The following is a 26,491-nucleotide window of genomic DNA, read 5'->3' as shown; positions in this document are numbered from 1 at the left end:
TCGAGGTGACGACAGTGCTTAACATTTCATTAAAAAAAGACCAGCTTCTTCGCGCGATAGAACAGCGACAATTTGTGCTTGTTTACCAACCCAAAATTTGTTTGAATTCAGGTCAGGTGACAGGTGTCGAAGCGCTCATTCGCTGGAATCATCCAGATCATGGTTGGATTTCACCGGCTGATTTTATTCCATTAGCGGAACAAACAGGTACGATTACAGACATTACAAAATGGGTCCTGTATGAAGCATGTCGACAAAATAAACAATGGCAAGATCAAGGTTTCCCCAAGACCATTGTGTCGGTTAATATATCACCTCTAGATTTTGAATCAATGGAATTGTACGAAACGATACTACATACGTTAAATGAAACGGGTCTAGATCCGCGCTTTCTTGAAATTGAGATAACTGAGACGGCTATGGTAGCCGATATGCAGCAAACCATTAAGACGTTACATAAAATTGTTCAAACAGGTATTCGAATTGCAATCGATGATTTCGGAAAAGGTAACTCGACTTTACGCTATATCCGCGATTTGCCAATCACGACGGTGAAAATTGATCAATCGTTTATGCATAACATTGCGTATAGTCAAAAAGAATCAACGGTCGTTAAAAACATAGTCGAACTCGCACAAAATCTTGGTTTGAAGGTAATCGCAGAAGGTGTTGAAACTGAAGAGGTCGTTACCTTCTTATCACTTCACTCATGTAATGCCGCGCAAGGGTTCCTGTTTAGTAAACCACTAACGGTGAAAGACTATGAAACGTTGATCCATCAGTTGGAATCGTTCGCTGTTGAACTTATTCACCGATTAGAAGCAAAAATAAACTTTAAATCAGCAAAAATGAACGACCATCGTTTTAAGTCATTGTTTGAACAAAACCCTGACTTGGTTTGCTCATTCAGTCTTGATGGGAATATATTGAGCGTTAATCCCGCGATAAAAAAGATGTTAGGCTACGATCAGGAAACAGTCTTAAATCATCATTTCGGTGATTTTGTTCATGAAAATGATTTGAATAAGTCGCTTAATCATTTTAATAAAGTGTTAAATGGTGAAACACCTGAAGGTATTGAATTAGACTTAGCACATGCGAATGGTCATTTTGTCCCGACAAACGTCGTTAGTTTTCCGATGTTATTAAGTGAACGGATTATTGGTGTGTATTCTGTTATTAAAGATATGTCACACCAGAAATCTTTAGAGCGCCAATTAATCGAAAGTGAAAAGAAATATCGATTGATTACTGAAAACATGTCTGATTTAGTTGTCGTGGTTAATCGTGGTGGTGCCATTGAATATGCCTCACCTTCTAATACGGATGTTTTTAATGTTGATTCAGAATTTGTTAAAAGCTATAATATTATGTCGTTTGTTCAACGGGAAGATGTTAGTCACGTGTTTAATACATTGGGCAAAATATTCGATGATCATAAGCCGCAGTCAACAGAGTTACGATTGAATATAGGCGGCAATAGAGTGTTTTGGGTAGAAGCTCACGGTAGTCCTATCATTGAAGAAGATGGGACGGTTAATCAGATTGTTGTTGTCTCACGGAATATCACGCATAAGAAGCAAATTGAAGCCGAGTTACATGCCGCCCAAACCGATTTAAAAAATACATTAGAACGTCAATTAGGCATGACGTTAAAATTCGTCAAAACGAAAAGTGGTTACGTGCATACATTGTGTGAAGGTGAATTAATGCGTAAGTTTGGTTTTGATTCCGAAGATATTGTTGGCCAGACACTGTATGATTGCTTACCAGAGCGTAATGCTCGTAACCTAGAAAAGTATTATGAACGGGCTTGGCAAGGTGAAGATGTTTACTTCGAAGCAACATATCAGGGCATTCGTTACATTGAACAATTAAAAGCAGTTTTTCATGACGGAAAAGTCGTGGAAGTCATCGGGTCGTGTGTTGATGTTTCGGCCCGCCATACACGAGATAATAGCTGACGGCTAATGGTCGTCAGTTTTTTAATACTTTTATTGAAACACACGTTCGTGTTTATTGTCAAGTGAAACACGAACGAATATTCTGTATGAATTAGTTTACTTTAACGAAGAAGTCTTCGTATAATGAGAAATTAGGAGGGATTGCATGTTCATTTATTTAAACGGTCAAGCAATAAATATAGATGATTATGATATAGGTAAGCATGGTCAAAAAACGTGGTTATCATTTGATTTTAAAGTAACACATGAGGATTATCATGATGTGACGGTGTTATTGTACGACAATGATTTCCGCGTCGAGTTTCCAGATGAATCCTTAGATTTTCAGGCGACGATCTATCGCTACTACACATCGTTTACGAACCTTTATGTTGAAGGTAATGTCGGTGATTTTCATGTGGAATTAATTGAAGTGTGATGGAGCGTTATTCAAGCAGAACACCCGAACGATTTATGTGAATCGCTCGGGTGTTCTTTGTGTGATTAACTTTTTGTCCCGTTTATTAAAACGGGTTCGTCGCCCATTGTAACGACTGTTTAATAAAGATACGTTGGTTAAGTTTTAGCTGCGCTACCATATATTCAGCTAAATCTTCTGGTTGCATATACTTATCTGGATCGTTTTCGTCTTCAAGTTTGTCGCCAAATGGTAATTCAGTTGCGACGAGGCTTGGGTTCATCGTGAAGACACGAATGTTGTACGGACGTACTTCTTGCATGAGTGATTCCGACATGCCTTGTACGGCGAATTTTGAGGCGCAATAAGCGGACATGCCTGACGTTCCTTTTAAGCCGCTGCTCGATGATATATTAATAATATCTCCAATATTGTCTTCCATCATATAAGGTAAGACAGAGCGCGTCACATGATACATGCCAAAGACGTTGACATCAAACGTACGCTTCCACTCACCGGGATCCGATTCGGCTAATTTGCCTGATGTGGCTGTCCCTGCGTTATTAATTAAAATATCGGGCTGGCCGAGACGAGAGACTAAATTTTTGATTGTTTGATCGACGGCTTCTAAGTCAGAAATATCAACAATGCCGATTTCTGCATTGACGCCGTATTGTTCCACTTCTTTCACAACATCGTTTAGTTTACTTTCTTGCCGTGCGATAAGCCCCACATGGACACCTTCTTGCGCTAAAGCAATGGCGGTTGCACGTCCAATACCTTGGCTTGCACCTGTAATGTAAGCAATTTTTCCTTGTAATTTCTGACCCATTAAGCTCACTCCTTTAATCAGTATAACTTTAGTTTAACTTTAGTTGAGGTCAAAAATCAAAAAATAGCGTTAATAATAGTAATATTTTCGCTATTGGGACTATTGATGAAAACCTTTCAAATCGACCGTTTCTTTTATATAATGGCCGTTGTCTAAAGCATGAAATTGTCTAAATATTATCAAATTATATGAGAAAGGAAGAACATCATGGAACAAAAACGTCGAGGATTTTTCCAAAAGTTTTTGGATCGGATTGAACGTGTCGGTAACAAACTGCCACACCCGATTACGTTGTTTGCGATCTTAGCAGTGTTAGTGATCGTTATTTCTGCAATCGTTTCCAGTACAGGCTTGTCTGTTGAGCATCCTGGTGATGGTAGTGAAGTAACGGTTAATAATTTACTTGATAAAGAGGGCATTCGATACCTCTTTGGTAGTATGGTTGATAACTTTATCGGATTCGCTCCACTAGGTGTCGTATTAGCGACGATGCTTGGTATTGGTGTAGCTGAGCGTTCTGGTTTAATTAGTGCAGCGCTACGCGGATTCGTGATGTCGGTTCCGAACTTCTTAATTACAGGTGGTCTCGTATTTGCCGGTATTATGTCGAGTGTCGCATCTGATGCAGGGTACGTTGTGTTACCACCACTGGGTGCGCTTATTTTTGCGGCACTTGGTCGCCATCCATTAGCTGGTTTAGCGGCTGCTTTTGCGGGTGTATCCGCTGGTTTTAGTGCGAACCTTTTCTTGTCGGGTACAGATGTGATGTTAGCTGAAATTACAACTGACGCGGCTTCGATCATTAGTCCAGAATATGCTGAAACGATGAACGTGGCGATGAACTATTGGTTTATTATCGTGTCAGTCTTCTTGTTAACATTTGTCGGTTGGTTTGTAACAGATAAAATTGTTGAACCTCGGCTTGGTGAATATAAAGGGGAGTATCGTGAAGACGTTACAGGTCTTGAGAAAATTGAAGTGAAAGGCCTTATTTGGGCTGGTATTTCATTACTTGTATCATTAATTGGTTTTTCTTTACTTGTGTTATTACCCGATGCGCCGTTGCGTGCGGACGACGGTGATATCATTCAGTCGCCATTTATGAGTTCACTCGTGCCAATTATTATGATCCTATTCTTCATTCCAGGTCTTGTTTACGGTATTGTGACGAAAGAAATTAAAAGCGATAAAGATGTCGCTAATCAGTTATCAGATACGATGGCATCGATGGGCATGTTTATCGTACTCGCCTTTACGGCTGGTCAGTTCGTCGCTTATTTTAAAGAAACGGAATTAGGTCTAGTCTTAGGTGTCTATGGTGCTGAGTTTTTACAAGAAGCGAATTTCACAGGGATTCCACTCATAATCGGTTTTATCTTAGTCGTTGGCTTTATTAACTTATTTATCGGAAGTGCGTCGGCTAAGTGGGCGATGTTAGCACCGGTTTTCGTGCCGATTTTAATGGAGCTCGGGTATTCGCCAGAAATGACCCAAATGGCTTATCGTATCGCAGACTCATCAACGAATATTATTACACCGTTGATGACATACTTTGCGATCATTATCGCCTTTGCACAAAAATACGATAAAAATATGGGAATCGGGACGCTTATTTCCGTTATGTTCCCGTATTCGATGGCGTATTTAGTGATCTGGACGTTAATGTTAATCGTCTGGATGTTAACAGGCATTGAATTAGGACCAGGTTCACCAATTTGGTACAACCCATAATATGATTGTTAACGATAATAGTATCCCCCTTACCTTAAAGGATTAATAAGGTAAGGGGGATTTTTTTATAACGGAATGCGTAGGGATTCCATCGCGCGTTGTAAGGTGTCAGGACGTGAGAGGAGGAAACCTTGGGCGTTTGTGACGCCGATTTGCTTTGCTATGTACCATTCGTCAGGTTGTTCGATGCCTTCAACAATGAGTGTCGTGTCTTGTTCATGGCAAAAGCTCATGAGTGATTGAATCATGGTTTGTTTAGCGAAGGATTGATTGAGGCCATTTGCGAAAAATTTGTCTAATTTGATATAGCTAGGATTTAAATCAATTACGCGTTTTAATGAACTGCCAGATTTCCCTAAATCATCGATTGCGATATGAAAGCCGCGTTTTTTTAGTCGTTCTGTGGCTTGAATGAACAATGCGTCATCTACTGTTTTGTCATGTTCAGTAATTTCAAAAACGATTTTGTCCGGAGTTATGTTCGTGTTAGCGATGATTGACTCCATAGCCGGCAGCAGATCGTTATGAAGGATTGTTGACGAAAAAATATTAATGAAAATCTTAAATGATTTATCTGTCTCTAGTATGCATGAATCAATTTGCGTGATCGCTTTGTTAATAGAGGTTATTTCTAATGAATATAGTAAATCGGATTGAAACGCTTCATGAAAAGCTGTTTCGGGATTGTTAAAGTGATATGAACGAAACAAGATTTCAAACCCAAATGGTCGTTGTGAGCTGACATCAAATATAAGTTGGTAGTTGTGAGTGAAGTCGCTCTTATCAATCATATTTTGTATTGCTTGCGACATAATGATTCATCCTTTTGAAAAAATTTAATCCATTTTTTATAGACTAAATGGCCTATTGTTCTATTAAGTATAAAGCAGGGGATAAGGGTGAAGCAATCCATTGTGCCAATATTTGGTTGTGGCTAATTGCCACAACAGGCCGAAATGGCGGTTAAATAAGGTAAGATGAATGCATGTCATCGTTTTGGTAATCTTTACATCTATCATTCGACAACATGTATGTTTGAATAGTAGTAGAGATTCCCCGCCCAAAATCATTATTAATTTTTTATAGGAGGGAGGCTGGGATGTGAAACGCGATTGGTTAATCGAAAAGCGTCGATCGTTAGGCTTCACCCAAGAATATGTCGCAAAGCATGCTTATATTGACCGCGCGTACTATTCTCAACTTGAAAATGGGAAACGAAATCCGAGTCCAGCAGTCGCGTTTAATATTTCGAACGTTTTAGAGTTAGATCCGTATTTATTTTTTACATATCATCGAAATGTGTCATCAGATGCGCCTTATGATGGCGAAATTGCGGATGCATTTTCGCATATTCAAGAAGGACAAATTTTGTACTTGCATCATCATGAAGAACAATACCTTCAGCATGCGATGACATTTGTTAGGACAAGTTTGGACAGAGGCGATTGGTGTGTGATGGTGATGTCACATAAAACAATTGAAGCGATCCGTGTGAGACTTGCGACGATGTATAATCATGATGTTTTAAACGCGTATGTCTCGTTTTATACGCCTGATACGTTAACGGCGGAAGCTATTGATGCCATTGAAGTCACGAGTGCTCAAAAACGTCTATGGCTTGCTGCAGATACGATTACGACTACGCAACTAGAACGCTTTCAAGCCATCCAGCATCAGTCTAATGGTATGGTATCTGTCCGAGCGTATTACGCGCTTGATCTAACCGGAAATAAGACGATTGTATTAATCCGTCGCAATCCGTATTTAATGACAGATTATGAATTCGTCCATTCACCGTTATATCATTTCTCTGAATCCTTTATCTCGTACGAGTAATCGTTCGGGATTTTTTACTACAACGAAGCGGGTGTTTATGTTAGGATATGAAAGGTTAGTTAAGATAGAAAGGGTTTAGTTATGTCGATACAAGAAGAAGTGCAAAAGCGCAAGACGTTTGCGATTATTTCGCACCCTGACGCGGGTAAAACGACATTGACAGAAACGATGCTGTTATTCGGTAATTTAATTCGTGAAGCAGGGACAGTTAAAGGTAAGAAGTCAGGCAAATTCGCGACATCTGACTGGATGGAAATCGAGAAACAGCGCGGGATCTCTGTCACATCGAGTGTGATGAATTTTCCGTATGAAGGCTATGAAGTCAATATTTTAGATACCCCTGGGCACGAGGACTTCAGTGAGGACACGTACCGGACACTAACAGCAGTGGATAGTGTTGTCATGGTAATTGACTCAACCAAAGGGATCGAGGCACAAACGAAGAAGCTGTTTAAAGTGTGTCGCATGCGCGGGATTCCGATTTTTACATTTTTCAATAAAGTGGACCGTGAAGGCCGTGAACCGCTCGATTTAATGGAAGAAATTGAAGAAGTACTAGAGATCGAAACGTACCCGATGAATTACCCAGCTGGCATGGGGAAACGGTTTTTAGGGACGTTTGATCGTCAGTCGAATGAATTTGTCCGCTATTTACAAAATGGCCAAGAAGAACGTGTGCCATATGACGAACTAGAAGCGGATGAATACGCGGAATTGAGGCAGCAAGAAGAATTTCAAATGGCGCAAGATGAAGTCGCGTTATTAGATGAAGCGGGGGAAAGTTTTTCACTTGATGCTGTTTTAGCTGGTGAACAGACCCCTGTGTTTTTCGGGAGTGCCTTAGCGCCGTTTGGTGTCGAGACATTTCTCGATTCGTTTATTGAAATGGCTCCGGCGCCTGGTTCGCGTCAAACGACAGAAGGAGTCGTTGAGCCAACGGAGGAAGACTTTTCAGGGTTTATTTTTAAGATCCAGGCGAATATGAACCCGAACCACCGCGACCGTATTGCGTTTGTGCGCATTTGTTCTGGCAAATTCACGCGCGATATGAGTGTGAAGTTGTCTCGGACAGGGAAGACGATTAATTTGTCACAGTCGCAACAATTCGTCGCCTCGCAGCGAGGGACGATTCAGGAAGCGTATGCGGGCGATATTATCGGGATTTACGATCCGAACGTGTATCATATTGGCGATACGATTACGGAAAGTAAAACGCCATTTGAGTTTGACGAATTGCCACAGTTCCCACCGGAGTTATATAAAACGGTGACGGCAAAAAATGTCATGAAGTCGAAGCAGTTTTATAAAGGGATTGAACAGCTCGTCCAAGAAGGGGCGATTCAACTGTTTAAGAAGTTTCATACCGAATCATTTATCGTCGGTGCGGTCGGGCAGTTGCAGTTTGATGTCTTTCAATATCGGATGAAGAACGAATATAATTCAGATGTTATGTTAGAAGACATAGGCGAACGCATCCCGAGATGGTTGAAACCAGAACAAGTCGATGAATCGATTTTTGATAGTCGTAGTACGCTCGTACGTGATCGAGAAGATAATCCTGTTGTATTATTTAAAAACGAATTCTCGTTGAATTTGTTTAAAGATCGTCACCCAGAAGTGGACTTGATCGATTTATATGAAGTAAATGACTATAATCAAGGGACATAATAAAGAAGCAGTCGTAGCACATCGTGTTGCGGCTGTTTTTTGTGTCAATTGTATGACTATTTAGTTATAAAGGTTTAGAGTAGATGAAAAGAGTGAATAGAAATAATGAGAGGAAATATTAGGGATTGTTTTAGTTAACATCATGTTTAACCATCAGGATGATTCACTCAATCATGGACATCCCTCTCGTTTCAAAATCATGATTTTGCTTAAACTAGTGATTAAGGCACATCTCAAGTGCTTGATCAAAATATGAGGAGGTTGGTGTGATGCAAGGTTTATTTAGCAATGTGTTAGTCGCGTATGATGGTTCTCCAGACAGCCAAAAAGCGTTAAAGATCGCTGAAGGTATGGTGAAACAGCAAGAGGGTAAGCTTTATGTCATTTTCATTGAAGAACATAATCCGCATATTCATCCTGAACCGTACAATAATGAATGGCTGAATGATCCAGCAACGACGCCGGAGTTGTTAGGTGAGCTCGATTCTGAGGAACATGGTCGTTTAGCAGACCAAGTGATGAAGCAGGCGAAAGAAGAAGTATCAGAAGATGTCGATGTGTATTTTGAAGTAATCGCAGGACCGGCATCAAGACGAATTGTACAAGAGTCAGAAGATAAAGATGCAGACATCATTGTGATCGGCAACCGTGGTTTGGGTGGTTTAAAACGACTCGTTATGGGTAGTGTCAGTAATCAAATTACGAATGATGCGAGTTGCCCTGTATTAGTCACGAAATAACATATAAAAAGCCCGAGCGCATAACCGTAGCGCTCGGGCTTTGTTGTGTTATTGTTCGATCCATTCGTTAATTAGATCTTGGTTGTTTTCGACCCATGTACGGGCACCTTCGATTGGCTCTTCCGCATCTTGAACGGCTGCCATTAATTCACCGATTTGTGTATCGTTCATTTTCCAGTTCTTAAGCCATTGTGTGAACTGTGGGTATTCGTCGCCAAAACCTTGACGTGTTGCGAAGTGAATTTTTTCAACCCCACCGAATGATTCTTTCGGATCCTCTAAGTATTTTAGGTCATGCTTAGCGAAAATACTGTGTGGATTCCAAAGTGGTGCTACAATTGGTTCTTCATTTTCTACAGCTTGGTCGATTGCTGCGATCATAGCTGGTTCAGAACTTGGCATTAATTCTAAGTTAAGGCCGTATTCGTCGATCATTTCTTCAGCTACTTCCATCGTACCGGCACCTGAGTCAAAGCCAGTGATTTCGCCGTCGAACTTCTCTGCATTGGCATTTAAGTCTTCGATGCTATTCACATCTTCCATGTATTCAGGCACAACTAGACCAACTTTTGCGTTGTCATACCATGTCGCATCAGAGAAGAAAACTTGATCCTGATACTGCTCTAAATAGTTAGCATCTTGAACTGGTAACCAAACTTCTAAACCGAGATCAAGTTCGTCGTTTGCTAATGCTTCCATCGTCGGCCCCATATCTAAGTTAATGAGGTCAACGTTATAACCTTGTTCTTCTAAAATAACTTTCCACATGTTTGTGACGGCAATATTTTCAGCCCAATTAATTTGACCCATTTCAATCGTGTCCGTGTTGACGTCACTACCTTCATTGCTTTCACCACTGTCACTGTTTTCGCTTTCGCCATCATTTTCAGAACCTTCGTTATTTGAATTCTCTTCTGTCTGTTCTGAATCACCTTCGCTATCGCTTGTTTCATCGCCACCGCATGCTGCTAAGACGATTAAAAGCATAGCTGTTAATACCATAAGTAATGCTTTTTTGTTAAAAGACATTTGTGTTGTCCTCCCCTTAATGTTTGGAATTTTGATGTTATGTTGGCAAAGTGATTACAACCAATGTTGCATAGCATACAATAAATTGAATGCTCGTTCAATAGGTTGTACGACGCATGACGCGTCTCGTTTAGTCAACTCCCATCAATCACCTTCCTTCGAGTTATTAAAAACGTTAAATTTTTTCTTTACAAAGTTTATAATAACATAGTGGTGGATAATGTCAAACAGTGTCGGAAAATTTTTTAGTTTGTATGTTTAAATAGGCGTTAGGGATGGGTATATAAATGTGTGTGACATTCATTGAAGGAGGTCATCTATATGAGCAAAAAAGTAGCAGCTTTACTAACAGATATGGTAGAAGAAATTGAATTAACGGATCCAGCTGAAAAGCTAAGAGATGCTGGTCATTCACTTGATTTGATTGGAAAAGGCAAAGGCGAAACGATTAAAGGGAAAAACGGTCAAGAGATGACGCTTGATTACGGCGTTGATGACGTCGATCCAAATGATTACGATGCGATTTTAGTGCCAGGCGGTTTTTCACCTGACATTCTTCGTATTGATGAAAAAAATGCAGCGTTCGCGCGCCATTTCTTCGAAGCGGATAAACCTGTCTTTGCGATTTGCCACGCCCCACAATTTTTAGTCGACACAGGGAAGTTAAAAGGCAAGACGCTGACTAGCTTCGTATCGGTGCGCAATGACTTACGAAATGCGGGTGCGGAAGTTGTGGATGAAGAAGTTGTCGTGGATGGCAAACTGGTAACAAGCCGTACACCACATGATTTAGAAGCATTTAACCGCGAATCACTCAAATTATTAGAAGCATAATGAAAAGAGAGGGGAAGCGCCCTCTCTTTTTTTGTGCGCTCTATGGATTTTTGAAATAAATTAGGTGAGTTTTGAGATAAGTGCGGCGAGTTATTTCATAAATAGGCCTAGTTTTGAAATAAGTGCGTGCGTTGCTCTGATTTATTTAATAAGTCAGGGGATTTTTGAAATAAATGCAGGGAGTTATTAGATAAAAGGAGGGGCGCCCTCCTTTTGAACGAACGAAACCCCATTGGCTTCGGGCCAATGGGGTGTTTAGTGTACAGATCGGATTTATAGTGATTTAGCGAGTAAGCGTTGCAACATTTTGCGAGATAAAATTCGGGTGAAGGCGATTAAAAATTTATAGCGCTTGCCTGGAAGCGATACATTTTTCTTTTTGAAAAGCGCATTGTAACCGACTTGTGCGACGCGTTCGGCTGACATGGCGACTTTTTCAAACGAATCTCCCATCGACTGCATATTGGCTTCGTTCGCAAAATTCGTCGCTGTCGGCCCAGGGCATAACGCTGTTACGGAGAGGTCGCCTTTTTGACGCAATTCGGTGTTGAGTGATTCGGAAAATGATAAAACATACGCCTTCGTTGCCGCATAGGTGCTCATAGCGGGCGTCGGGACAAATGACGCGATTGATCCGACATTTAAAATGCGACCGAATTTGGCAAGTGCCATATCCGTGCCGAAGTAAAATGTTAAGTTCGTTAATGCCACCATGTTCAGTTGCAACATTTGATTCACGCGGTCGATATCGGATTCTAAAAATAAATCCTCCATGCCGAAACCAGCGTTATTGATCAAAATATCAACGTGGTGGCCGCGTTGTTTGACGTCATCGTACAATGTTTTCGCTGCACCTGGTTCCGACAAATCGAGTGGAATAGTTGTGACAGTGGTCTGTGCGCTTAATTCTGATTTGACTTGATTAAGTTTTTCCTCGCTGCGTGCGACTAAGATTAACTCGTGATCGCTAGCTAATAATTTAGCTAATTCATAACCGATCCCGCCGCTTGCGCCTGTTACTAAAGCTGTTTGGTTCATCGTGAAAACTCCCTTTCTATGATGGTACGTTTGTAAAGCGTAACATATTGAAGTGGGGGATGCTGTTTTTGAGTTTGGTAGGTGAAACATTTGGGGAAGCGGGGTGTCTAATGGTTTAATGGGGGATAAAACATGAAAAGCTTATTAATCTTATTATGTGCTGTAAGTTTAGTTGCGTGCGATGATGAGCTACGATACGACGGTGACCCAGATATCATTGGCACCGTCATTGAGTTTACGGACGATCGTGCGTTAGTCGACATAGAATCAGGTGAACTGACTGAATATGGGTATGGTGATGACATCGCTTTATCTTATGACGATGTCGAAGGCTTTTCACGTTTGCAACAAGGTGAAGAAATAGCTGTTTGGTTAACGGGCCAGGTATTAGATAGCAATCCGCCTAAAGCTGGTATAGGACGGTATGAACGGGTTGAGTCTGAATAGGTTAGCCTTTAAATTGTTAGATAATCTTGTAACATTGTTAGATAATCCCGGCACATTGTCTAATAATCTCTTTAGAATGTTGGACAATCTTCATGAAGTGTCTAACAAATAGGAAGATAGTCGTAGCGTGATCACGTTTAACCCTTTTGGCAAACGGCAATAGACATAATAAAGGGTTTGAAAAGGAGTGATGAAAATGGTTGATACGTATAACAAGATTTTAGTTGCTTTTGATGGTTCGAGTGATAGCATGAAGGCGTTACGACAAGCGGAAATGTTAGCGATCACCCATGATGCAGCACTCAGTGTCGTTTATGTGCATGATCAAAATACAAGAACGACGACAACGATGAATACTGAGCCAGTTTTTTCGCATACCGCGTCGATGATGCACAACACGACGAATTATGTGCCTTACGTTCCACTTGGTGATTTTAATCCGACATCTAATAAGGAATCAATTGGAGATGAAGCGCAAAAACTTTTAGACGAAGCAGCGACGAAATTATCTGACCAAATCAATCACGCTCATTTCGAAATATTAGTCGGTGACCCAGCAAAAACATTAGTCCAATATGCTGAAGATCAAAGCATGGACTTAATTGTCATGGGTAATCGTGGTGTGAGCGGCTTAAGGAAATTAGTGATGGGAAGTGTCAGTAATAAAGTCGCCAACGAATCGGATTGTCCCGTTTTAATTGCTAAATAACAGTACCCCCTCTGACACACAAGCAGTCAGAGGGGATCTTTTTATGACTTAGCTAGTTTTGAGATAATTACTGGTAGTTTTGAAATAAGTGAGCTAACTTATTTCAAAACTAAGTGCATTTTTTAAATAAATGGCGAGAGTTTTTTAATAACTCAACAGGTGAGGCCCGCGATTGTTGAAAAATTTATAAAAGAAAGAGATTGATTGCCGTGTAAGATCATTAATTATGATAAAATAACGAGTGATACCTTGTTAACTTATGTTAAAAAAGGGTACAGTTCGTATTATGAAGATACATAAGGAGGCACGTCTCAGTGATTTTTGCGATCATTGCACTTATTTTTGTATCGCTATTTTTCTCCGGTAGTGAAACCGCTTTGACAGCGACGAATCGGATGAAATTGCAGACGAAAGCGCAAGAAGGCGATGCAAAATCAGGTAAGCTATTAAAATTAGTCCAAAAACCGAATGAATTTATAACAGCGATTCTAATCGGTAATAATATTTCGAACATCATTTTGCCAACACTCGTGACGACGATGGCGATTCAGTATGGATTCGATGTCGCAATGGCGACGGCGATTTTAACGGTGACGATTATTATCGTGGCTGAAGTGATTCCAAAATCAGTCGCGGCGACGTTTCCCGACCGAATTTCGTATATTGTCTATCCAGTGATTAAAACAGCGGTTGTTTTGTTTAAACCGATCACGATCGTGTTGAACTGGCTGACGGATACGATCACCCGCGTCTTATCAAAAGGTGAAAAGCAACAATATTCGTTCTCGAAAGAAGAATTTAAAGCGATGATCGATATTGCGGATTCAGAAGGGACGTTTCGCGATGATGAATCGTACCGGATTAAAGGGGCGCTCGATTTTCAAAACTTAAATGTCAAAGATGTCCTGCAAACGCCCCGCGTCGATATTGTGTCGTTAGATGCGGACGCGTCATTTGAAGAGGTGCGGGATATTGCGATTCAGCATCCGTATACGCGTTATCCGATCATTCAAGATGACGTCGACCATATTATTGGCGTGTTTCACTCGAAATTTTTAATTCATTGGTCGATTGAGCCGGAAAAATCGCTCCAATCATTTAGCGATATGGACCCACTCATTAGTTATGAATTTCAGTCGATTGAACATGTATTCCGTGAAATGACGAAAAATAATAAGCATTTCTCAGTCGTTTTAGATGAATATGGCGGAACAGAAGGCATTGTGACACACGAAGATATTATCGAGGCGATGATCGGGATGGAAATTGAAGACGAGATTGATGCGGATAACGATTCGATGGTAGATGAATTAAGTGAGACGCATATTGTATGTGACGGCAAAATCCCGTTGCGTCGATTAAATGCGATTTTTAATACGGCGATTCCAGAAGAAGAAGACGTCTTGTCAGGTTACTTATTAACGGAAATGAACCGTTTTCCAGAAGAAGAAGACGTGATCGAGCGGGATGACTTAACGTTTACCATTCTAGCAACAGATAATCGCTCGATTAGGAAAGTTAAAATCGAAAAGCAAGATGAAGAAGCCATTTAGCCGAGCTAAATGGCTTTTCGATCGTCTTTATAGATAGATTGTGAGACAAAGTCCCGACTTTGTCTCACAATCTGACCACATTATCTAACAATGTTCGGAGTTTGTCTGACAATCTCTCCTGCATACAAAAAATGCCGGGCCACTCGCATGTGGTCCGGCATTTTCCTTATCTAAATAAATTCAAAAATCGATCCCAAATCGATTCGTTTTCATCTTGTTCATCCGTTGTGTCTTCAGGTTCTTCGATCTCAATGCTGTCTGTTTGGATCGTGAATTGAACCGATTCAATGTCTTCATTATTTCGCTCAGAGACGAATGATTCAAGGTCAAAATCGTCGTATTCAAAGTCGCTCATCATGCTGTCGATTTCGTTTTGCATTTCCTCTGGTAAATCGCTCGTTTCATCGCGCAACTCACGTGAGCCGTCACGCAAGTCATTCGAACCAGCATAAGTGCTCGCAATGCCTGATTGTAAGTCGTCTACACCGCTATGGACGGACGAGTAGGAATTGGCCAATTCGCCGACGCCATTCGTGTAGTCGACTAAGCCGGCATGAAACTCGCTATATTGGGAGGACAAATCGGCCAGACCGTTTTCAAGCTCTGTTAAACCGCTCGCTGGGTCTGCGCTCGACACGTTTTCCGCCATCGTCTGTAATTGATTAGCCATCTCACTTAATTGTCCACTCGTTTCATTTAACGCAGGCGTCACAGCGCTAAACGCATCGCCAACTTGATTGTACGTTTGTTTCGTCGCTTGTGCCGCTTCATATGTGCTGACGAGTGTGTCGACAACGTCTTGATCCGCGCCACTTTGGTATAAGCCTTGCAATTCTTCTTCACTCAATTGACTATCGGGAATCCGTTTGATCGCATCGTCTAACGCGCCGTATGCATTCTCGTAGTTGCTACGTAAGTCATCTAAGCCCGTTGCAGCTTCCTCTAAACCTGCTGCGATCTCGTTCAGACCAGATGCCATCTCACCTAAATTACCACTAGACGAGTCAGATGAGGCTAACTGTTGATGCATCTCATCAATGCCTGCTTGAATCGATTCAGAGCCGCCGACTAATTCACCAGAGCCGTTATCTAAATCGCGCACACCTTGTAAATAGCTAGAAGACCCATTGCGCAAATCGACGGCGCCATTGTTAAGTTCGCCTAACCCGTTATTAAGCTCGGCAATCCCATCATGCAAATCAGCGACGCCATTCGATAACTGTTCCATATTGTCTGTCATCTCACTCGTGTTCGGTTGATCGACGGACATGGACGCGGGAAGGGCTGATATTTGAAATCCGTCAAACTCAAATGATTCTGCACTCGCTTCAAGTGTTAACGTATCTTCATCGCCAGGCATGACAGTGAACGACACTTGCTGATCTTGCCCAGCACTTGCGACAGTCCCGCCTGGTGCCTCGACTTGACTGAAGACGTCTGAATTCAATGTCGCCGACACTTGAACCATGAAATTGTCCGTAAAAGTCTCATTCGCGCCTTCTCGGTGACTCATATCAACAGTGATAGAGACATCACCTGATTGGCCAACGATATCAGACGGCGCGACCTTATTACCGTCTAACTTATAGGTGACATCAAATGTCCACGGAAGCTGACGATCCGCTAGATCACCGCGATAATAAAACGGATCTTCATTCGCAGGTAGCGTTAATTCCCCATTATTAGTAGAAATCTCACCTGTTGTCGTTAAATTTTCGAGCGATTCGTACTGACCGTAATCGGTAATCGCCCCCGTTTCTGTCACGTTAAATTCATTCACGACATAGAGCCCTTGTTGTTCGCCTAACGCATCGAGTGTCGTATAGACGACTTCATGTTTGTCACTAAATGAACCTTCATTATCAGTTTCGGCAAAGCTGAGCGTGCTAGGGTAAAGCACTAAACTCAACGCCGTTATGCTTGCTATTGTTTTACGAATCATTGTGATACCTCCTTTTTCTTCTTATTTGATACAAATCGGTCGGTCACAAGTAGTAGAGCCGGAAGTAGTAAGACGATGGAAACGAACGCTAATAACGCGCCGCGACCGAGTAATAATCCGACTGAGCCGACGATAGGGTTACTCGATGTGATCCATAAAATATAGCCGACACTGGATAAAATCGCTGCCGATATAAAAATGGAGAAAATTTTACCGTCAACCGTTTGGATCACTGCTTCTTTAGCCGGTAACGATTGGCGTAATCGCGTATAGTTTTCGGTAAATAAAATACCGTAATCGACTGTTGCCGCAAGTTGGACGGTACTGACGATTAAATAGCCGACAAAGACGAGTTCTGAATCCATAAAGTATGGCACAGATAAGTTAAACCAAACCGCCGATTGAATCGTAATGAGTAGAACAACAGGGTAAACCATATTACGGAATGTGACGATCAGGACGACCGCGACCGCGAGTACGGTTAGCCAGTTGACGAGTGTGTTGTCGCGCTCGACAGTCTCTTTAATATCATACAACGTCACGCTTTCGCCGAGTAATTGGGCGTCATCTCCGTAATATTGATCGCCTAATGCACGCACGTCTTGTACGAGCTGGAAGGCTTCCTCACCTTCAGTTGGCGTATCTGTTTGCATCGTGATCCGACTGTAACCGTCTGATAAAAACGTCTCGGTTTGCTCACTCTCTAAGTAAGACGGCGGAATTGTCGGACCGATCGTGTTGACATAGCTTTGTACATTTGTCACATCATCAAGTTGTTCCAAATCATGAACCAGTTCTTCCTCTAATGCGACTTGCCCTCTCGGAACGAGCATAACCATCGGCGTGTTTTGCCCGAATTGTGCTTCGATTTGGTCTTGGTCACTGCCGAGTCGCGATGAGTCAGGTTGTTCGCCAATCCCGTAAATAAACGACGTCTGACCTTGCCCTAAGAAGGCAGGGACGATAAGTAATAACACGAGAATAAGCACAGGCACACGTAGTCTCAACACACGGCGTCCCACATTTCTAAACGCCGGAACGATCGGCTTATGCTCGGTTTTATCAATCCATTTGTAAAACAGTAACGTCAAGGCTGGTAAAAAGACCATCACACTGATGAAACTGAATAAAATGCCTTTGACTAAGTTCACACCGAGGTCGGCACCGATTCCGAAATTCATAAACGTAAGCGCGATAAATCCGAAAAACGTCGTCGAAGCACTCGCCGCAATTGCTGGGAATGATCGTTTTATCGCCAGCCGCATCGCTTCGTACGGCGAGGATGTTTCTTTACGGTAGTCTGAAAAACTGTGTAATAAGAAAATCGCGTAATCGAGCGAGACGGCGAGTTGTAATATCGGTGCGACAGACTGCGTCACGAACGATATTTCACCAATAAATATATTTGAACCTAAGTTGATCAAAACAGAAACGCCAATCGCTGTTAAGAAAAACACGGGTTCAGCCCATGAATTCGTCGACAAGACGAGAATAATAATAATGATGGGTATGAGCAGTGCCGCAGCGTACATCGATTCTTGGCCGGTCATTTTTTGAGACGTCGCTGTATCTGCAGCTTCCCCGTCAAGCGCATTCTCGTCACCGATCAGCTCATAAATCGCATCGGTTGCCTCGACTTCTTGACCTTCTGCAATCGTTACTTGAAACAAGGCAGCCTGGTCGTCGTAATACTGTTCGACAAGGCTGTCATCCGCCATTTCAATCGGCGTTCTTAAATCAATCATGTCGTCGAGCCAATCGACATTGGTCACACCATCGATCGCTTCGAGCTGTTCTTTATACTCTTCTGCCTCAGGTATCGTGACGTCTTCAACCATCACCCGCGCATTGGCAGTCGGTTCGTCGAAAGCCGATTCCATCGTATCTGTCGCTTCCATCGATGGTGCATCATCTGGTAAATAATCCATCATATTGTAGTTGACTGAAACGGCAAATTGCGCAATTGTACTCACGATCGCAACAATAATAAACGCCCAGACAACAAATTTTTTATGGTCTAAAATCCTTTTTGCGAGATCGATATGCCTCATCCCTTTCTTGCACGAAAACTTAATCCACTTTATTATTATATGGACACAGTGTTGGATAATCAATCGACACATTCGTGTGATATGTCAGTTATCCAACATAGCGTTGTGTTAATGTTGGATTTCAACAAAATTGTCACAAAGGTGGAAACGGTATGGGAGATAAATTAGATCGTCGCAAACAATATACCCGTAAAATGTTAAAAGAAAGCATGATCGAGATGTTAAAGGAGGAGCCGATTAATGGGATCACGGTTAAAGCATTGTGCGAAAGCGCTGACATTAACCGATCGACATTTTATACGCATTATGACAATCCACATGATCTACTTTTGAAGATAGAAGACGAGATTATTGCTGATATGAAAGATTATTTAAGTCGATATAGTTTTGACCAAGACGAGGAATCGAAACAAATGACCAAAAAACTACTTGATTATATCGAAGACACGCCTGAAATGTTTCACGTTTTGTTAAACGAAAATGGTGATCCCGCGTTTGAACGGCGAGTTATGAATGTGGCGCACCAATTCGTCATGAATAATACGAACGATTTAGACGAGTCGGTGTCAGATTATTTGAGCACGTATATTATTAGTGGATCGATTCACGTCATTAAAGCGTGGATCGCCGCAGGAAGACCCGAATCGACTGAGGAGATGGCGACTTTAATCCATACGTTTGTAAATGGTGGGCCAGATCGATAAATATTATAAAAGATAGGCTAAATCGTGAGCTGATACGGCGAAATTTTGCGCTGATACGGCGATAAAGCGACAACATACGGCGAAAATTGATGATTTTACGGCGATATTTCCATCATTTACGGCGAAACCACTATGGCGCACCGTAAGCGGACGTTCTCTTGTTTTGTTATCGTTCATATTTGTATTATATTTTTATACAAAATTAATACAAAACCGTTTGAACTAGGTCAAATGGGGTATAGTAGGGTATAGCTATATAATCGAGAGGGGACAGGTCTATGATGACAACAACAGCGATGCCTAAGAATACAAACAATTTAATTTTAAGTACGATTGATCAACATTTAGCGATGATTCAATTTGATACGAATGCGCGAGTCGTAGATGTGAATCCATTATTTCAACAGACGATGCATTTTCAAACGCAAAACGATATGATCGGAAAGCATCACAGCGAATTTTGTTTTGATGAGTTTAGTGAAAGTGTCGAGTACAAGCAGTTTTGGGGGAAATTGTTACGCGGGGAAAGTTTTCAAGACAAAATTAACCGCAAAGATGCTTATGGTCGGTCGATTTGGTTAGAAGCGACGTACATGCCGTTAATCGAAAACGGCCGGGTAACTGGCGTGCTTAAAATCGCAACTGATATTACAAAGCGCCAAGACAATATTCAAACGTTTGTGACAGACCTCGAACAGGCGGCCACCGATTTATCAGAGCGTGCCAATCAGGGTTTATCGAATCAAGAAGCGTTGAACGCAAAAATGGACGAGATTGAAGCAGTGTCTGAACGAAATACTGAAACACTGAGACAGCTTCAAGAACAAGCGAAAGAAATCGGCAGTGTCGTGAAGACGATTAAAAATATCGCGTCACAAACGAATTTACTGTCATTAAATGCATCGATTGAAGCGGCTCGAGCAGGCGAACATGGAAAGGGATTTGCCGTCGTGGCAGATGAAGTTCGTAAACTATCGACGAAAGTGGAAAGCTCGATCACCGATGTTAACGAAAATGTCACACGAATCACGACCGAGATTGATAATATCACACATGGTGTGACGGACATTCAAAACGCGCTTCAGGACAGTACAAATACGATTCATGAAGCAACAGACGATTATAAAATGGTGACGACAACATCAGATCATTTATCAGGCAAAGCACATGAGTTGAAATCAATTATTTAATAGAAAATATAGAAAGATAATTTTTCGTCACACGAAAAAACTCACATTATGTTAAAATGTCCTTTGGTTTCATTGAAGGAGGACACGACAAATTGTTTAAAGTTATACAATGGTTTATCTTTTTACTGGCCAATGCGGTGGCAATTCCGATCGTGATTGGCTCGATTTTTGATATGCAAACAGCTGACGTGATGCAGCTGATGCAACGAACGTTTTTCATCGTAGGGATCGCGGGTTACCTACAAGGACTAATTGGACACAAATTGCCAATTGTTGATGGCCCGGCCGGCTTGTGGGTATCGACGTTTTCTGTTTTTGCGATTAGTATCGGAACAGCAGGTGAACAAGGCGTAGAAGCGCTTCGTTTACTAGAAGCAGCGATGATTTTGACTGGTGTTTTCTTGATGATGTTCGGTTTATTTAAAGTCTCCGGCAATATCATTGGCTTATTCACACCACTTGTCACGGGCGTCTTTTTAACATTATTAACGTTTCAACTGAGTGGAACGTTTTTAGAAGGTATGCTCGGGTTAGGCAGTGATGTGACGCAAGTTGATACGGGTCAATTCACCGTTGCGATGATCACATTTAGTACGGTGTTGATTTTGTCGATCTTCTTTAGTGGATGGATGAAAAGTTATGCTGTCTTAATCGGGATTTCCGTTGGCTGGCTCGTATTTGTGTTAAGCTTTGGCGCGAAGGACCTGGCAGTTGGCGACGCGCCTGTCGTGCAAGCGCCAGAAATGTTTGCCTGGGGCGCACCAATTTTTGACTGGAGCGTCGTGCCCATCGCTTTGTTAACAGCTTTTATCCTATTATCAAATATTGTTGCTGCGCTTGCCGCCACATCGAATGTGATTGATGGCGAGGTGAATTTTAGCCAAACCCAAATGAACCGAGGTAGTTTCACACTGGGGCTTAATCATGGCATTTCTGGTTTGTTTTCAGGGGTCGCGGTTGTCCCACTCGCTTCAACGGCTGGCTTCATTCAACTGACCGGGCAAACGAAAAAAGCGCCGTTCATGTGGGCATCAGCCCTTCTCGCGATCGTTTCATTTTTCCCAATCGTGATTTCATTTTTAGCGATGATCCCGTCACCTGTTGCAAACGCGGCCTTGCTGGCGACATTCGTTCAATTAATGGGGCTCGGCTTACGCAATCTATTTGCCGAACCCTTGCACGAACGCCGTATGACGATTATCACCGTGTCGATGCTACTCGGTGGTGGACTCATGTTCATCCCACCGGAAAGTTTCTCGCATCTACCAGAAACGGTGAAACAAGTCGTCAGTAATGGCTTACTCGTCGGTACGATTATTGCCGTTATTTTAGAAAAGGTATGGAAAACAAAAAATAACTAACGATAAGCGCTGTCAATTTTATGTTGGCAGCGTTAAATTTTTAAATGATAAGGGTTCTTATCAACTTTTATCGGCGAAAATTAATGGGGATACGGCGAAATTAAGCGATGATACGGCGAAATTTTAACATTATTCGGCGAGTTTGCGATATGATACGGCGAAATCGACTCGTTATACGGCGAAACAGTGAAATCGTTGTAAACAACCCTATCCATAACGAGACAAAATGTTAGTTTTTCGGCAAAAATCGCGTCAAAAAGGTTTAAATTTAAAGTTTTTCGAGTTATGATTTAACTAAAGACGATCGGAGTGAACAATTGTGTCAAAGCCAATCATTGCGATACCAATTATACTTATCACGATACTAATCGGATGTTCCAATCAAGAATATGAAGTTGATGTGATCGTTCAGCCTGACGATGCCGCGGAAATTGCGGGTGCTGGTATTTATGCTTCAGACAATGAAGCGGTCGTGACGGTACAACCGAATGACGGGTATGAATTTGTCGAGTGGACTCAAGACGGTGAATCGGTTAGTACAGAATCAGAATACCGTTTTGAAGTGAGCTCAGATGTTCAACTGCAAGCTGTTTTAAATAAAACCACAACTAATGTGACACGGGAACAAACGATAACTCCAAGTATGTCATTGCCGCTTGAATCGTTAGAAACGGTTCAGTTTGAACAAGAAGGTGTGAGTATTAATAAATCAGAACTCGCATCAAATTTAGATGGTGTTTGGGAAACGATTGGTGGCAAAAATCTTTGGGGCGAGGAATATGATGAGGTAACGGAAAATCATCCGGACCTTAATAACTTATCGATTCGCCATGAAGGATTGTCGCCAGACGAAACTAAATTAGCGTTTACGTTGTATAATGCACAAGGAGCGTTTCCGTATAGTGTTGTTGGGTATATGGACTTAGAAACGGATGAAATTTATTTCACGAATGCCACACAACAAGTCACATCCCCACGTGATGGTGTCGTATGGTCGTCTGATGGCTCGCATATTGTTTACACAACAGTCAATGAATCACCGACGAGACAGCAAGCCTTTATCGACTCTGTAGAAGACCAAGAGAATGTCGTAACCGCTGATTTTACAGCAATTAGCGAGGCGGAATTACTTGATGTTAGTCGTATGGAGTGGATGGATGACAATCAATCGGTGCAATTTGAAGTCATTGGACAAGTCGGTAATCGCATCGAAACAACCTTGTCAATCGAGACAGGTGAATTTGAATAATATGGAGACGAACGACCTTCTATAGGAGGGTCGTTTTTCTTTTGTTAAAAAGCTTTTCGACGGGCATTGTGACCGTTTTAAAACTATATAGAAAAAAGTTTCGGATTTTTCGCATCAAAATGGTTGCTTATATGCGCGATGCGTTGTAAGATGAAAACGCTCGCACTAATACAATCTAATACACATCTTAGTAGTTTAACCTGTACCGACAGAAAAAGAAGAGGGAGGGTTTAACGATGAGAATGAATCACGTTATTGCCTACATCATGGTAACTTTAGGGGCAGTTTTTTGGGGCCTCACAGGGTTATTCGTGCAAAATTTGTACGCCACAGGTTTCACACCTTGGCAAGTCGTCACACTACGCTTGACGTTTTCCAGCTTGATTCTTCTAGCGATGCTAGCCCTTCTAGCACGCAGTTACCTTAAGATCCGACTTAAGGACATTCCGTATTTCATTGCACTCGGCGTTTTTAGTATTTCACTTTTCAATTGGTTTTACTTCCAAGTTATCGACTTAGCAACACTCGCAGTCGCGGTCGTCTTCGTTTACACATCACCTGTGTTCGCCGCGATTATTGCCAAAACACTTTTCAACGAACCACTAACCAAACCAAAACTCGCAGCTATTATGCTCACCATTTTAGGCAGTGCCTTTGCGATCGAATTTTTACCATTAGGAGAATTCGCCTTAACGATCCAGACAATTCTCTTCGGCTTACTCGCAGGTTTCTTCTGTTCGACGTATAGCTTACTCGGTAAAAATGTTAGTCGCTGGTACCACCCATTTACAATTACATTTTATGCGATGGCCAGTGGCGCTGTATTCTTAATTCCGACAAGTGGGATCTGGAATAATGCTAATGCCTTCACGGATGGAAGTGTATGGCTTAATATTTTAGGCATTGTCGCGATCTCGACCATTGCGGCTTACCTGTTGTACACGATGGGACTGTCTTATATTGAGTCGAGCAAAGCTGCCATACTATCATCCGTCGAAATCATTATCGCCGTCATGGTCAGTGTCGTCGTTTTTAACGAAACACTCACTGGCTATCAATTACTCGGCTTTGTGTTATTGTTTGCTTCACTCTTTTTAACCGTATTCAAGTTCAAAAAAGTGAAGAAATTCAAATTCCGCAGTATGCGCCAAGACCAAAAATGGCCAACAGATCCACAAATGACCGAAGAGCCCTCAAGCTGATGTGAGGGCTTTTTTTTATTTGCGTTTGACCTGCACGCAACTTATTCGATAAATGCGCCTAGTTTTGAGATAAGTACGCGTATTTATCTCAAAACTGAGCCTATTTATTTAAAAACTAACACGCGCACGCTCACTTATTTCAAAAATCCCCCGATTTATTTAATAACTCCGCCCATTTATTTCAAAAAAGAAAGGTTCGCCGCGGCGAACCTTCCGTATCTTATGGCGATTGTTTCGAATGTGTCTGTTCTAACCCGAATTCAATGAGCGCGATCACAATCGCCAACAACATCATCGCTTGCGAACTTAACAAGACGCTACTGACCCAAACATTCATCACAAACAAACTCACCCAATTCGACAGCGTGTCTAGCATTATTTTCACTAAAATTGACACCGCACGACCGCTTACTTGGCCTGCCAAAATATCGGCCAACGGATTCACCAACACATCCAACACAGCCCCAATAAGAAAAAAGCCACCCGCAAACAAAGCAAGCCTCCACACTGACTCATACTGGACGCCGAGCAACTCAAACGCCCCAGCCATCGCTAAAAAGTAAACCGCTACAATGGCGCTTAATATAACAATCACAAGTAGACTCAGACCTACCCAAGCCCCGACTTTCGGTGAACGACTCTTTTCCACACGACTCAACTCCCTATCTTATGTAAAACGTTAATCTTTCGGAGCATGAAAAAACTTAACAACCAAAACGACCAATCCAATCACAGCAGCCAAGGCAACATAAGTTACTGGAAAACGAAACGCGATTAACATCTCATCGACCAAATAGATATCACTGCAATACTCGACCGATTCAGGCGTAAATATAAACGACGACCGACAATCCTCAATTGGCAAAATCGCTAACTGATTCACTTGAAATATCGCATAAAAACCAGCCACCACCGTGATGAAGAGTAAGACGATCGCGCTGATTAACCCAAGTGCTTTGTTTAATATAATCACTCCTGAGAATTCGTTATGTTTAGTTTAGCATAATGGGGTGGTAGCTTGGGGGAATGGGCGTCATAAAAGTTAAAATATCTATCCATTTAATTTTGATGAAAAATTCTGTAAAATGAAGTTAGATAATAAATTAGTTGAATAAGGACAGGTGACTGTAAATGGCTAAGTATTATTTCCATGATAAAGACTACCGCAAGACAATATATGATGTGATAACTAATTGGAAACAAAATTGCTTATTAAATGATGGGTCATTGATTTGGGAAGGAGAAGCGATTTGGACGCAAGATAATATACGTCGGTTTGATACGATCTTTGTTAACAGTCCTGATGATTCTAGTGATACATTTGATGGTAAATTAGAAAAGCAGTTAGACGGTGAAGTAGAATCTGTATATAAATTTGTGATTGAATTAATGTATATATATTACATATTTCCTTCTAATAGCTCGAATACGTTTGAAACTAAAATAGGTAAACTTGAGAAAATTGCCCATTGGGGTGGGATTCAACTAAATCGAGAAAATAAAGTGTTTAATGCATTAGATGGTGGTCTTGGTTCGCCTGGTTCAGGGTATAACTCACACAGATATCATGAAATTTCTTTCCTTAACTCGATTGTGAAACAATTAAAGGATCAGCCTATTGAGGAACGGGAAAATATTCTGAATCAACCATGGGAATTAAAGCAGTTTGTAGATGATATTCGTCAAACGTTTGGCAAAAAACTTCAAACGCAACATATTATTCTTCATTTACTACAGCCAGCTTATTTCGAACGAATAGTGAGTTGGGGGCATAAACAAAAAGTGAAAAATACGTTTGGATATATTGTACAAGATTCTAATTCTCATGATATGGACTATCAATTGCTACAGATACGTGAAAAATTAGAAGAACAATATGGTAAAGATATCGATTTCTATGACCATAATGATATAAGAAAGAGAGTGTAAAATATTTTGTGTAAATAGAATATGACCACGTGATGGTATAGAAAAAGGAAGACCCTTTCTGTAGAATAAAGTTAGCACACAACAT

Annotated in this window: 24 protein-coding genes; 16 read left to right on the top strand and 8 right to left on the bottom strand. The window is 41.5% G+C overall.

Annotated elements, in window-relative coordinates; translation table 11 throughout:
* Positions 1–14: 14 nt before the first annotated feature.
* The gene (locus ABID56_RS06810) at positions 15–1,964 is read left to right on the top strand and encodes an EAL domain-containing protein (RefSeq protein WP_354219872.1); all 1,950 of its coding nucleotides are present in this window, start codon (positions 15–17) and stop codon (positions 1,962–1,964) included.
* Between the two features lie 145 nt (positions 1,965–2,109).
* A complete protein-coding gene (locus ABID56_RS06805; RefSeq protein WP_354219871.1) occupies positions 2,110–2,382 on the top strand; it encodes a DUF3219 family protein in 273 nt (90 codons plus the stop codon).
* A gap of 85 nt (positions 2,383–2,467) precedes the next feature.
* Here ABID56_RS06805 and ABID56_RS06800 read toward each other — a convergent pair whose 3' ends face one another.
* Positions 2,468–3,193, bottom strand: a complete 726-nt coding sequence (locus ABID56_RS06800) for a 3-ketoacyl-ACP reductase (RefSeq protein ID WP_354219870.1) — start codon at positions 3,191–3,193, stop codon at positions 2,468–2,470.
* 207 nt (positions 3,194–3,400) lie between these two features.
* Here ABID56_RS06800 and ABID56_RS06795 point away from each other — a divergent pair, with 207 nt between their 5' ends.
* Entirely contained in the window at positions 3,401–4,924 is a 1,524-nt protein-coding gene (locus tag ABID56_RS06795; protein ID WP_354219869.1) for an AbgT family transporter, read from the top strand.
* A 65-nt stretch (positions 4,925–4,989) separates the two neighbouring features.
* Here the strand turns inward: ABID56_RS06795 and ABID56_RS06790 are convergent, their stop codons facing one another.
* Positions 4,990–5,736: an EAL domain-containing protein gene (locus ABID56_RS06790; protein ID WP_354219868.1), complete on the bottom strand. Its 747-nt coding sequence runs from the start codon at positions 5,734–5,736 to the stop codon at positions 4,990–4,992.
* 289 nt (positions 5,737–6,025) lie between these two features.
* On the opposite strand from ABID56_RS06790, the gene ABID56_RS06785 reads away from it, so the two are divergent.
* From ABID56_RS06785 to ABID56_RS06775, 3 genes are all read left to right on the top strand, one after another.
* The gene (locus tag ABID56_RS06785; RefSeq protein ID WP_354219867.1) at positions 6,026–6,760 is read left to right on the top strand and encodes a helix-turn-helix domain-containing protein; all 735 of its coding nucleotides are present in this window, start codon (positions 6,026–6,028) and stop codon (positions 6,758–6,760) included.
* A gap of 81 nt (positions 6,761–6,841) precedes the next feature.
* Entirely contained in the window at positions 6,842–8,428 is a 1,587-nt protein-coding gene (locus ABID56_RS06780; protein ID WP_354219866.1) for a peptide chain release factor 3, read from the top strand.
* Between the two features lie 269 nt (positions 8,429–8,697).
* Positions 8,698–9,168: a universal stress protein gene (locus ABID56_RS06775; protein ID WP_354219865.1), complete on the top strand. Its 471-nt coding sequence runs from the start codon at positions 8,698–8,700 to the stop codon at positions 9,166–9,168.
* 48 nt (positions 9,169–9,216) lie between these two features.
* Here ABID56_RS06775 and ABID56_RS06770 read toward each other — a convergent pair whose 3' ends face one another.
* Positions 9,217–10,197 carry a glycine betaine ABC transporter substrate-binding protein gene (locus ABID56_RS06770; protein ID WP_354219864.1) on the bottom strand — a complete coding sequence of 327 codons (981 nt, stop codon included), beginning with the start codon at positions 10,195–10,197 and terminating at the stop codon, positions 9,217–9,219.
* 321 nt (positions 10,198–10,518) lie between these two features.
* Here ABID56_RS06770 and ABID56_RS06765 point away from each other — a divergent pair, with 321 nt between their 5' ends.
* Complete coding sequence (locus ABID56_RS06765; protein ID WP_354219863.1) at positions 10,519–11,031, top strand: type 1 glutamine amidotransferase domain-containing protein; 513 nt, start codon at positions 10,519–10,521, stop codon at positions 11,029–11,031.
* A 273-nt stretch (positions 11,032–11,304) separates the two neighbouring features.
* Here the strand turns inward: ABID56_RS06765 and ABID56_RS06760 are convergent, their stop codons facing one another.
* On the bottom strand, positions 11,305–12,069 hold the full coding sequence (locus tag ABID56_RS06760; RefSeq protein ID WP_354219862.1) for an SDR family NAD(P)-dependent oxidoreductase: 765 nt from the start codon (positions 12,067–12,069) through the stop codon (positions 11,305–11,307).
* A gap of 132 nt (positions 12,070–12,201) precedes the next feature.
* On the opposite strand from ABID56_RS06760, the gene ABID56_RS06755 reads away from it, so the two are divergent.
* The 3 genes from ABID56_RS06755 to ABID56_RS06745 all read left to right on the top strand — a co-directional run bounded on the left by ABID56_RS06755 (position 12,202) and on the right by ABID56_RS06745 (position 14,778).
* On the top strand, positions 12,202–12,516 hold the full coding sequence (locus tag ABID56_RS06755; RefSeq protein WP_354219861.1) for a DUF3221 domain-containing protein: 315 nt from the start codon (positions 12,202–12,204) through the stop codon (positions 12,514–12,516).
* A gap of 196 nt (positions 12,517–12,712) precedes the next feature.
* On the top strand, positions 12,713–13,225 hold the full coding sequence (locus ABID56_RS06750; protein WP_354219860.1) for a universal stress protein: 513 nt from the start codon (positions 12,713–12,715) through the stop codon (positions 13,223–13,225).
* Between the two features lie 314 nt (positions 13,226–13,539).
* Complete coding sequence (locus ABID56_RS06745; protein WP_354219859.1) at positions 13,540–14,778, top strand: hemolysin family protein; 1,239 nt, start codon at positions 13,540–13,542, stop codon at positions 14,776–14,778.
* Positions 14,779–14,944: 166 nt separating this feature from the next.
* Here ABID56_RS06745 and ABID56_RS06740 read toward each other — a convergent pair whose 3' ends face one another.
* Both ABID56_RS06740 and ABID56_RS06735 read right to left on the bottom strand, forming a co-directional pair.
* Complete coding sequence (locus ABID56_RS06740) at positions 14,945–16,720, bottom strand: YhgE/Pip domain-containing protein (protein WP_354219858.1); 1,776 nt, start codon at positions 16,718–16,720, stop codon at positions 14,945–14,947.
* Complete coding sequence (locus ABID56_RS06735; RefSeq protein WP_354219857.1) at positions 16,717–18,771, bottom strand: efflux RND transporter permease subunit; 2,055 nt, start codon at positions 18,769–18,771, stop codon at positions 16,717–16,719. Before ABID56_RS06735 ends, ABID56_RS06740 begins: the two co-directional genes overlap by 4 nt.
* A 152-nt stretch (positions 18,772–18,923) precedes the next feature.
* On the opposite strand from ABID56_RS06735, the gene ABID56_RS06730 reads away from it, so the two are divergent.
* The 5 genes from ABID56_RS06730 (at position 18,924) to ABID56_RS06710 (ending at position 24,477) form a co-directional block, all read left to right on the top strand.
* Positions 18,924–19,475, top strand: coding sequence for a TetR/AcrR family transcriptional regulator (locus ABID56_RS06730; protein ID WP_354219856.1), 552 nt, complete (start codon positions 18,924–18,926; stop codon positions 19,473–19,475).
* A gap of 278 nt (positions 19,476–19,753) precedes the next feature.
* Complete coding sequence (locus ABID56_RS06725) at positions 19,754–20,665, top strand: methyl-accepting chemotaxis protein (protein ID WP_354219855.1); 912 nt, start codon at positions 19,754–19,756, stop codon at positions 20,663–20,665.
* 92 nt (positions 20,666–20,757) lie between these two features.
* Positions 20,758–22,026 carry a purine/pyrimidine permease gene (locus ABID56_RS06720; protein ID WP_354219854.1) on the top strand — a complete coding sequence of 423 codons (1,269 nt, stop codon included), beginning with the start codon at positions 20,758–20,760 and terminating at the stop codon, positions 22,024–22,026.
* A 319-nt stretch (positions 22,027–22,345) separates the two neighbouring features.
* Complete coding sequence (locus tag ABID56_RS06715; RefSeq protein ID WP_354219853.1) at positions 22,346–23,275, top strand: InlB B-repeat-containing protein; 930 nt, start codon at positions 22,346–22,348, stop codon at positions 23,273–23,275.
* Positions 23,276–23,511: 236 nt separating this feature from the next.
* Entirely contained in the window at positions 23,512–24,477 is a 966-nt protein-coding gene (locus ABID56_RS06710) for a DMT family transporter (RefSeq protein ID WP_354219852.1), read from the top strand.
* A 220-nt stretch (positions 24,478–24,697) separates the two neighbouring features.
* Here the strand turns inward: ABID56_RS06710 and ABID56_RS06705 are convergent, their stop codons facing one another.
* Both ABID56_RS06705 and ABID56_RS06700 read right to left on the bottom strand, forming a co-directional pair.
* Complete coding sequence (locus ABID56_RS06705) at positions 24,698–25,126, bottom strand: YrvL family regulatory protein (RefSeq protein WP_354219851.1); 429 nt, start codon at positions 25,124–25,126, stop codon at positions 24,698–24,700.
* 30 nt (positions 25,127–25,156) lie between these two features.
* Complete coding sequence (locus tag ABID56_RS06700) at positions 25,157–25,450, bottom strand: DUF4306 domain-containing protein (RefSeq protein ID WP_354219850.1); 294 nt, start codon at positions 25,448–25,450, stop codon at positions 25,157–25,159.
* Between the two features lie 158 nt (positions 25,451–25,608).
* Here ABID56_RS06700 and ABID56_RS06695 point away from each other — a divergent pair, with 158 nt between their 5' ends.
* Positions 25,609–26,406 carry a hypothetical protein gene (locus ABID56_RS06695; RefSeq protein WP_354219849.1) on the top strand — a complete coding sequence of 266 codons (798 nt, stop codon included), beginning with the start codon at positions 25,609–25,611 and terminating at the stop codon, positions 26,404–26,406.
* The last annotated feature ends 85 nt before the right edge of the window (positions 26,407–26,491 follow it).

This window comes from Alkalibacillus flavidus (assembly GCF_040545925.1).
GTDB classification, from domain to species: domain Bacteria; phylum Bacillota; class Bacilli; order Bacillales; family Alkalibacillaceae; genus Alkalibacillus; species Alkalibacillus flavidus.
Note: the sequence above shows the minus strand (reverse complement) of the source record. Positions and strands in the feature narration are given on the sequence as shown.

Excerpts from the sequence above, each read along its gene's own strand:
- ABID56_RS06805 (WP_354219871.1), top strand. The coding sequence starts at position 2,110 with ATGTTCATTTATTTAAACGGTCAAGCAATAAATATAGATGATTATGAT.
- ABID56_RS06800 (WP_354219870.1), bottom strand. The coding sequence starts at position 3,193 with ATGGGTCAGAAATTACAAGGAAAAATTGCTTACATTACAGGTGCAAGC.
- ABID56_RS06795 (WP_354219869.1), top strand. The coding sequence starts at position 3,401 with ATGGAACAAAAACGTCGAGGATTTTTCCAAAAGTTTTTGGATCGGATT.
- ABID56_RS06790 (WP_354219868.1), bottom strand. The coding sequence starts at position 5,736 with ATGTCGCAAGCAATACAAAATATGATTGATAAGAGCGACTTCACTCAC.
- ABID56_RS06780 (WP_354219866.1), top strand. The coding sequence starts at position 6,842 with ATGTCGATACAAGAAGAAGTGCAAAAGCGCAAGACGTTTGCGATTATT.
- ABID56_RS06775 (WP_354219865.1), top strand. The coding sequence starts at position 8,698 with ATGCAAGGTTTATTTAGCAATGTGTTAGTCGCGTATGATGGTTCTCCA.
- ABID56_RS06770 (WP_354219864.1), bottom strand. The coding sequence starts at position 10,197 with ATGTCTTTTAACAAAAAAGCATTACTTATGGTATTAACAGCTATGCTT.
- ABID56_RS06765 (WP_354219863.1), top strand. The coding sequence starts at position 10,519 with ATGAGCAAAAAAGTAGCAGCTTTACTAACAGATATGGTAGAAGAAATT.
- ABID56_RS06760 (WP_354219862.1), bottom strand. The coding sequence starts at position 12,069 with ATGAACCAAACAGCTTTAGTAACAGGCGCAAGCGGCGGGATCGGTTAT.
- ABID56_RS06755 (WP_354219861.1), top strand. The coding sequence starts at position 12,202 with ATGAAAAGCTTATTAATCTTATTATGTGCTGTAAGTTTAGTTGCGTGC.
- ABID56_RS06750 (WP_354219860.1), top strand. The coding sequence starts at position 12,713 with ATGGTTGATACGTATAACAAGATTTTAGTTGCTTTTGATGGTTCGAGT.
- ABID56_RS06740 (WP_354219858.1), bottom strand. The coding sequence starts at position 16,720 with ATGATTCGTAAAACAATAGCAAGCATAACGGCGTTGAGTTTAGTGCTT.
- ABID56_RS06735 (WP_354219857.1), bottom strand. The coding sequence starts at position 18,771 with ATGAGGCATATCGATCTCGCAAAAAGGATTTTAGACCATAAAAAATTT.
- ABID56_RS06730 (WP_354219856.1), top strand. The coding sequence starts at position 18,924 with ATGGGAGATAAATTAGATCGTCGCAAACAATATACCCGTAAAATGTTA.
- ABID56_RS06725 (WP_354219855.1), top strand. The coding sequence starts at position 19,754 with ATGATGACAACAACAGCGATGCCTAAGAATACAAACAATTTAATTTTA.
- ABID56_RS06710 (WP_354219852.1), top strand. The coding sequence starts at position 23,512 with ATGAGAATGAATCACGTTATTGCCTACATCATGGTAACTTTAGGGGCA.
- ABID56_RS06695 (WP_354219849.1), top strand. The coding sequence starts at position 25,609 with ATGGCTAAGTATTATTTCCATGATAAAGACTACCGCAAGACAATATAT.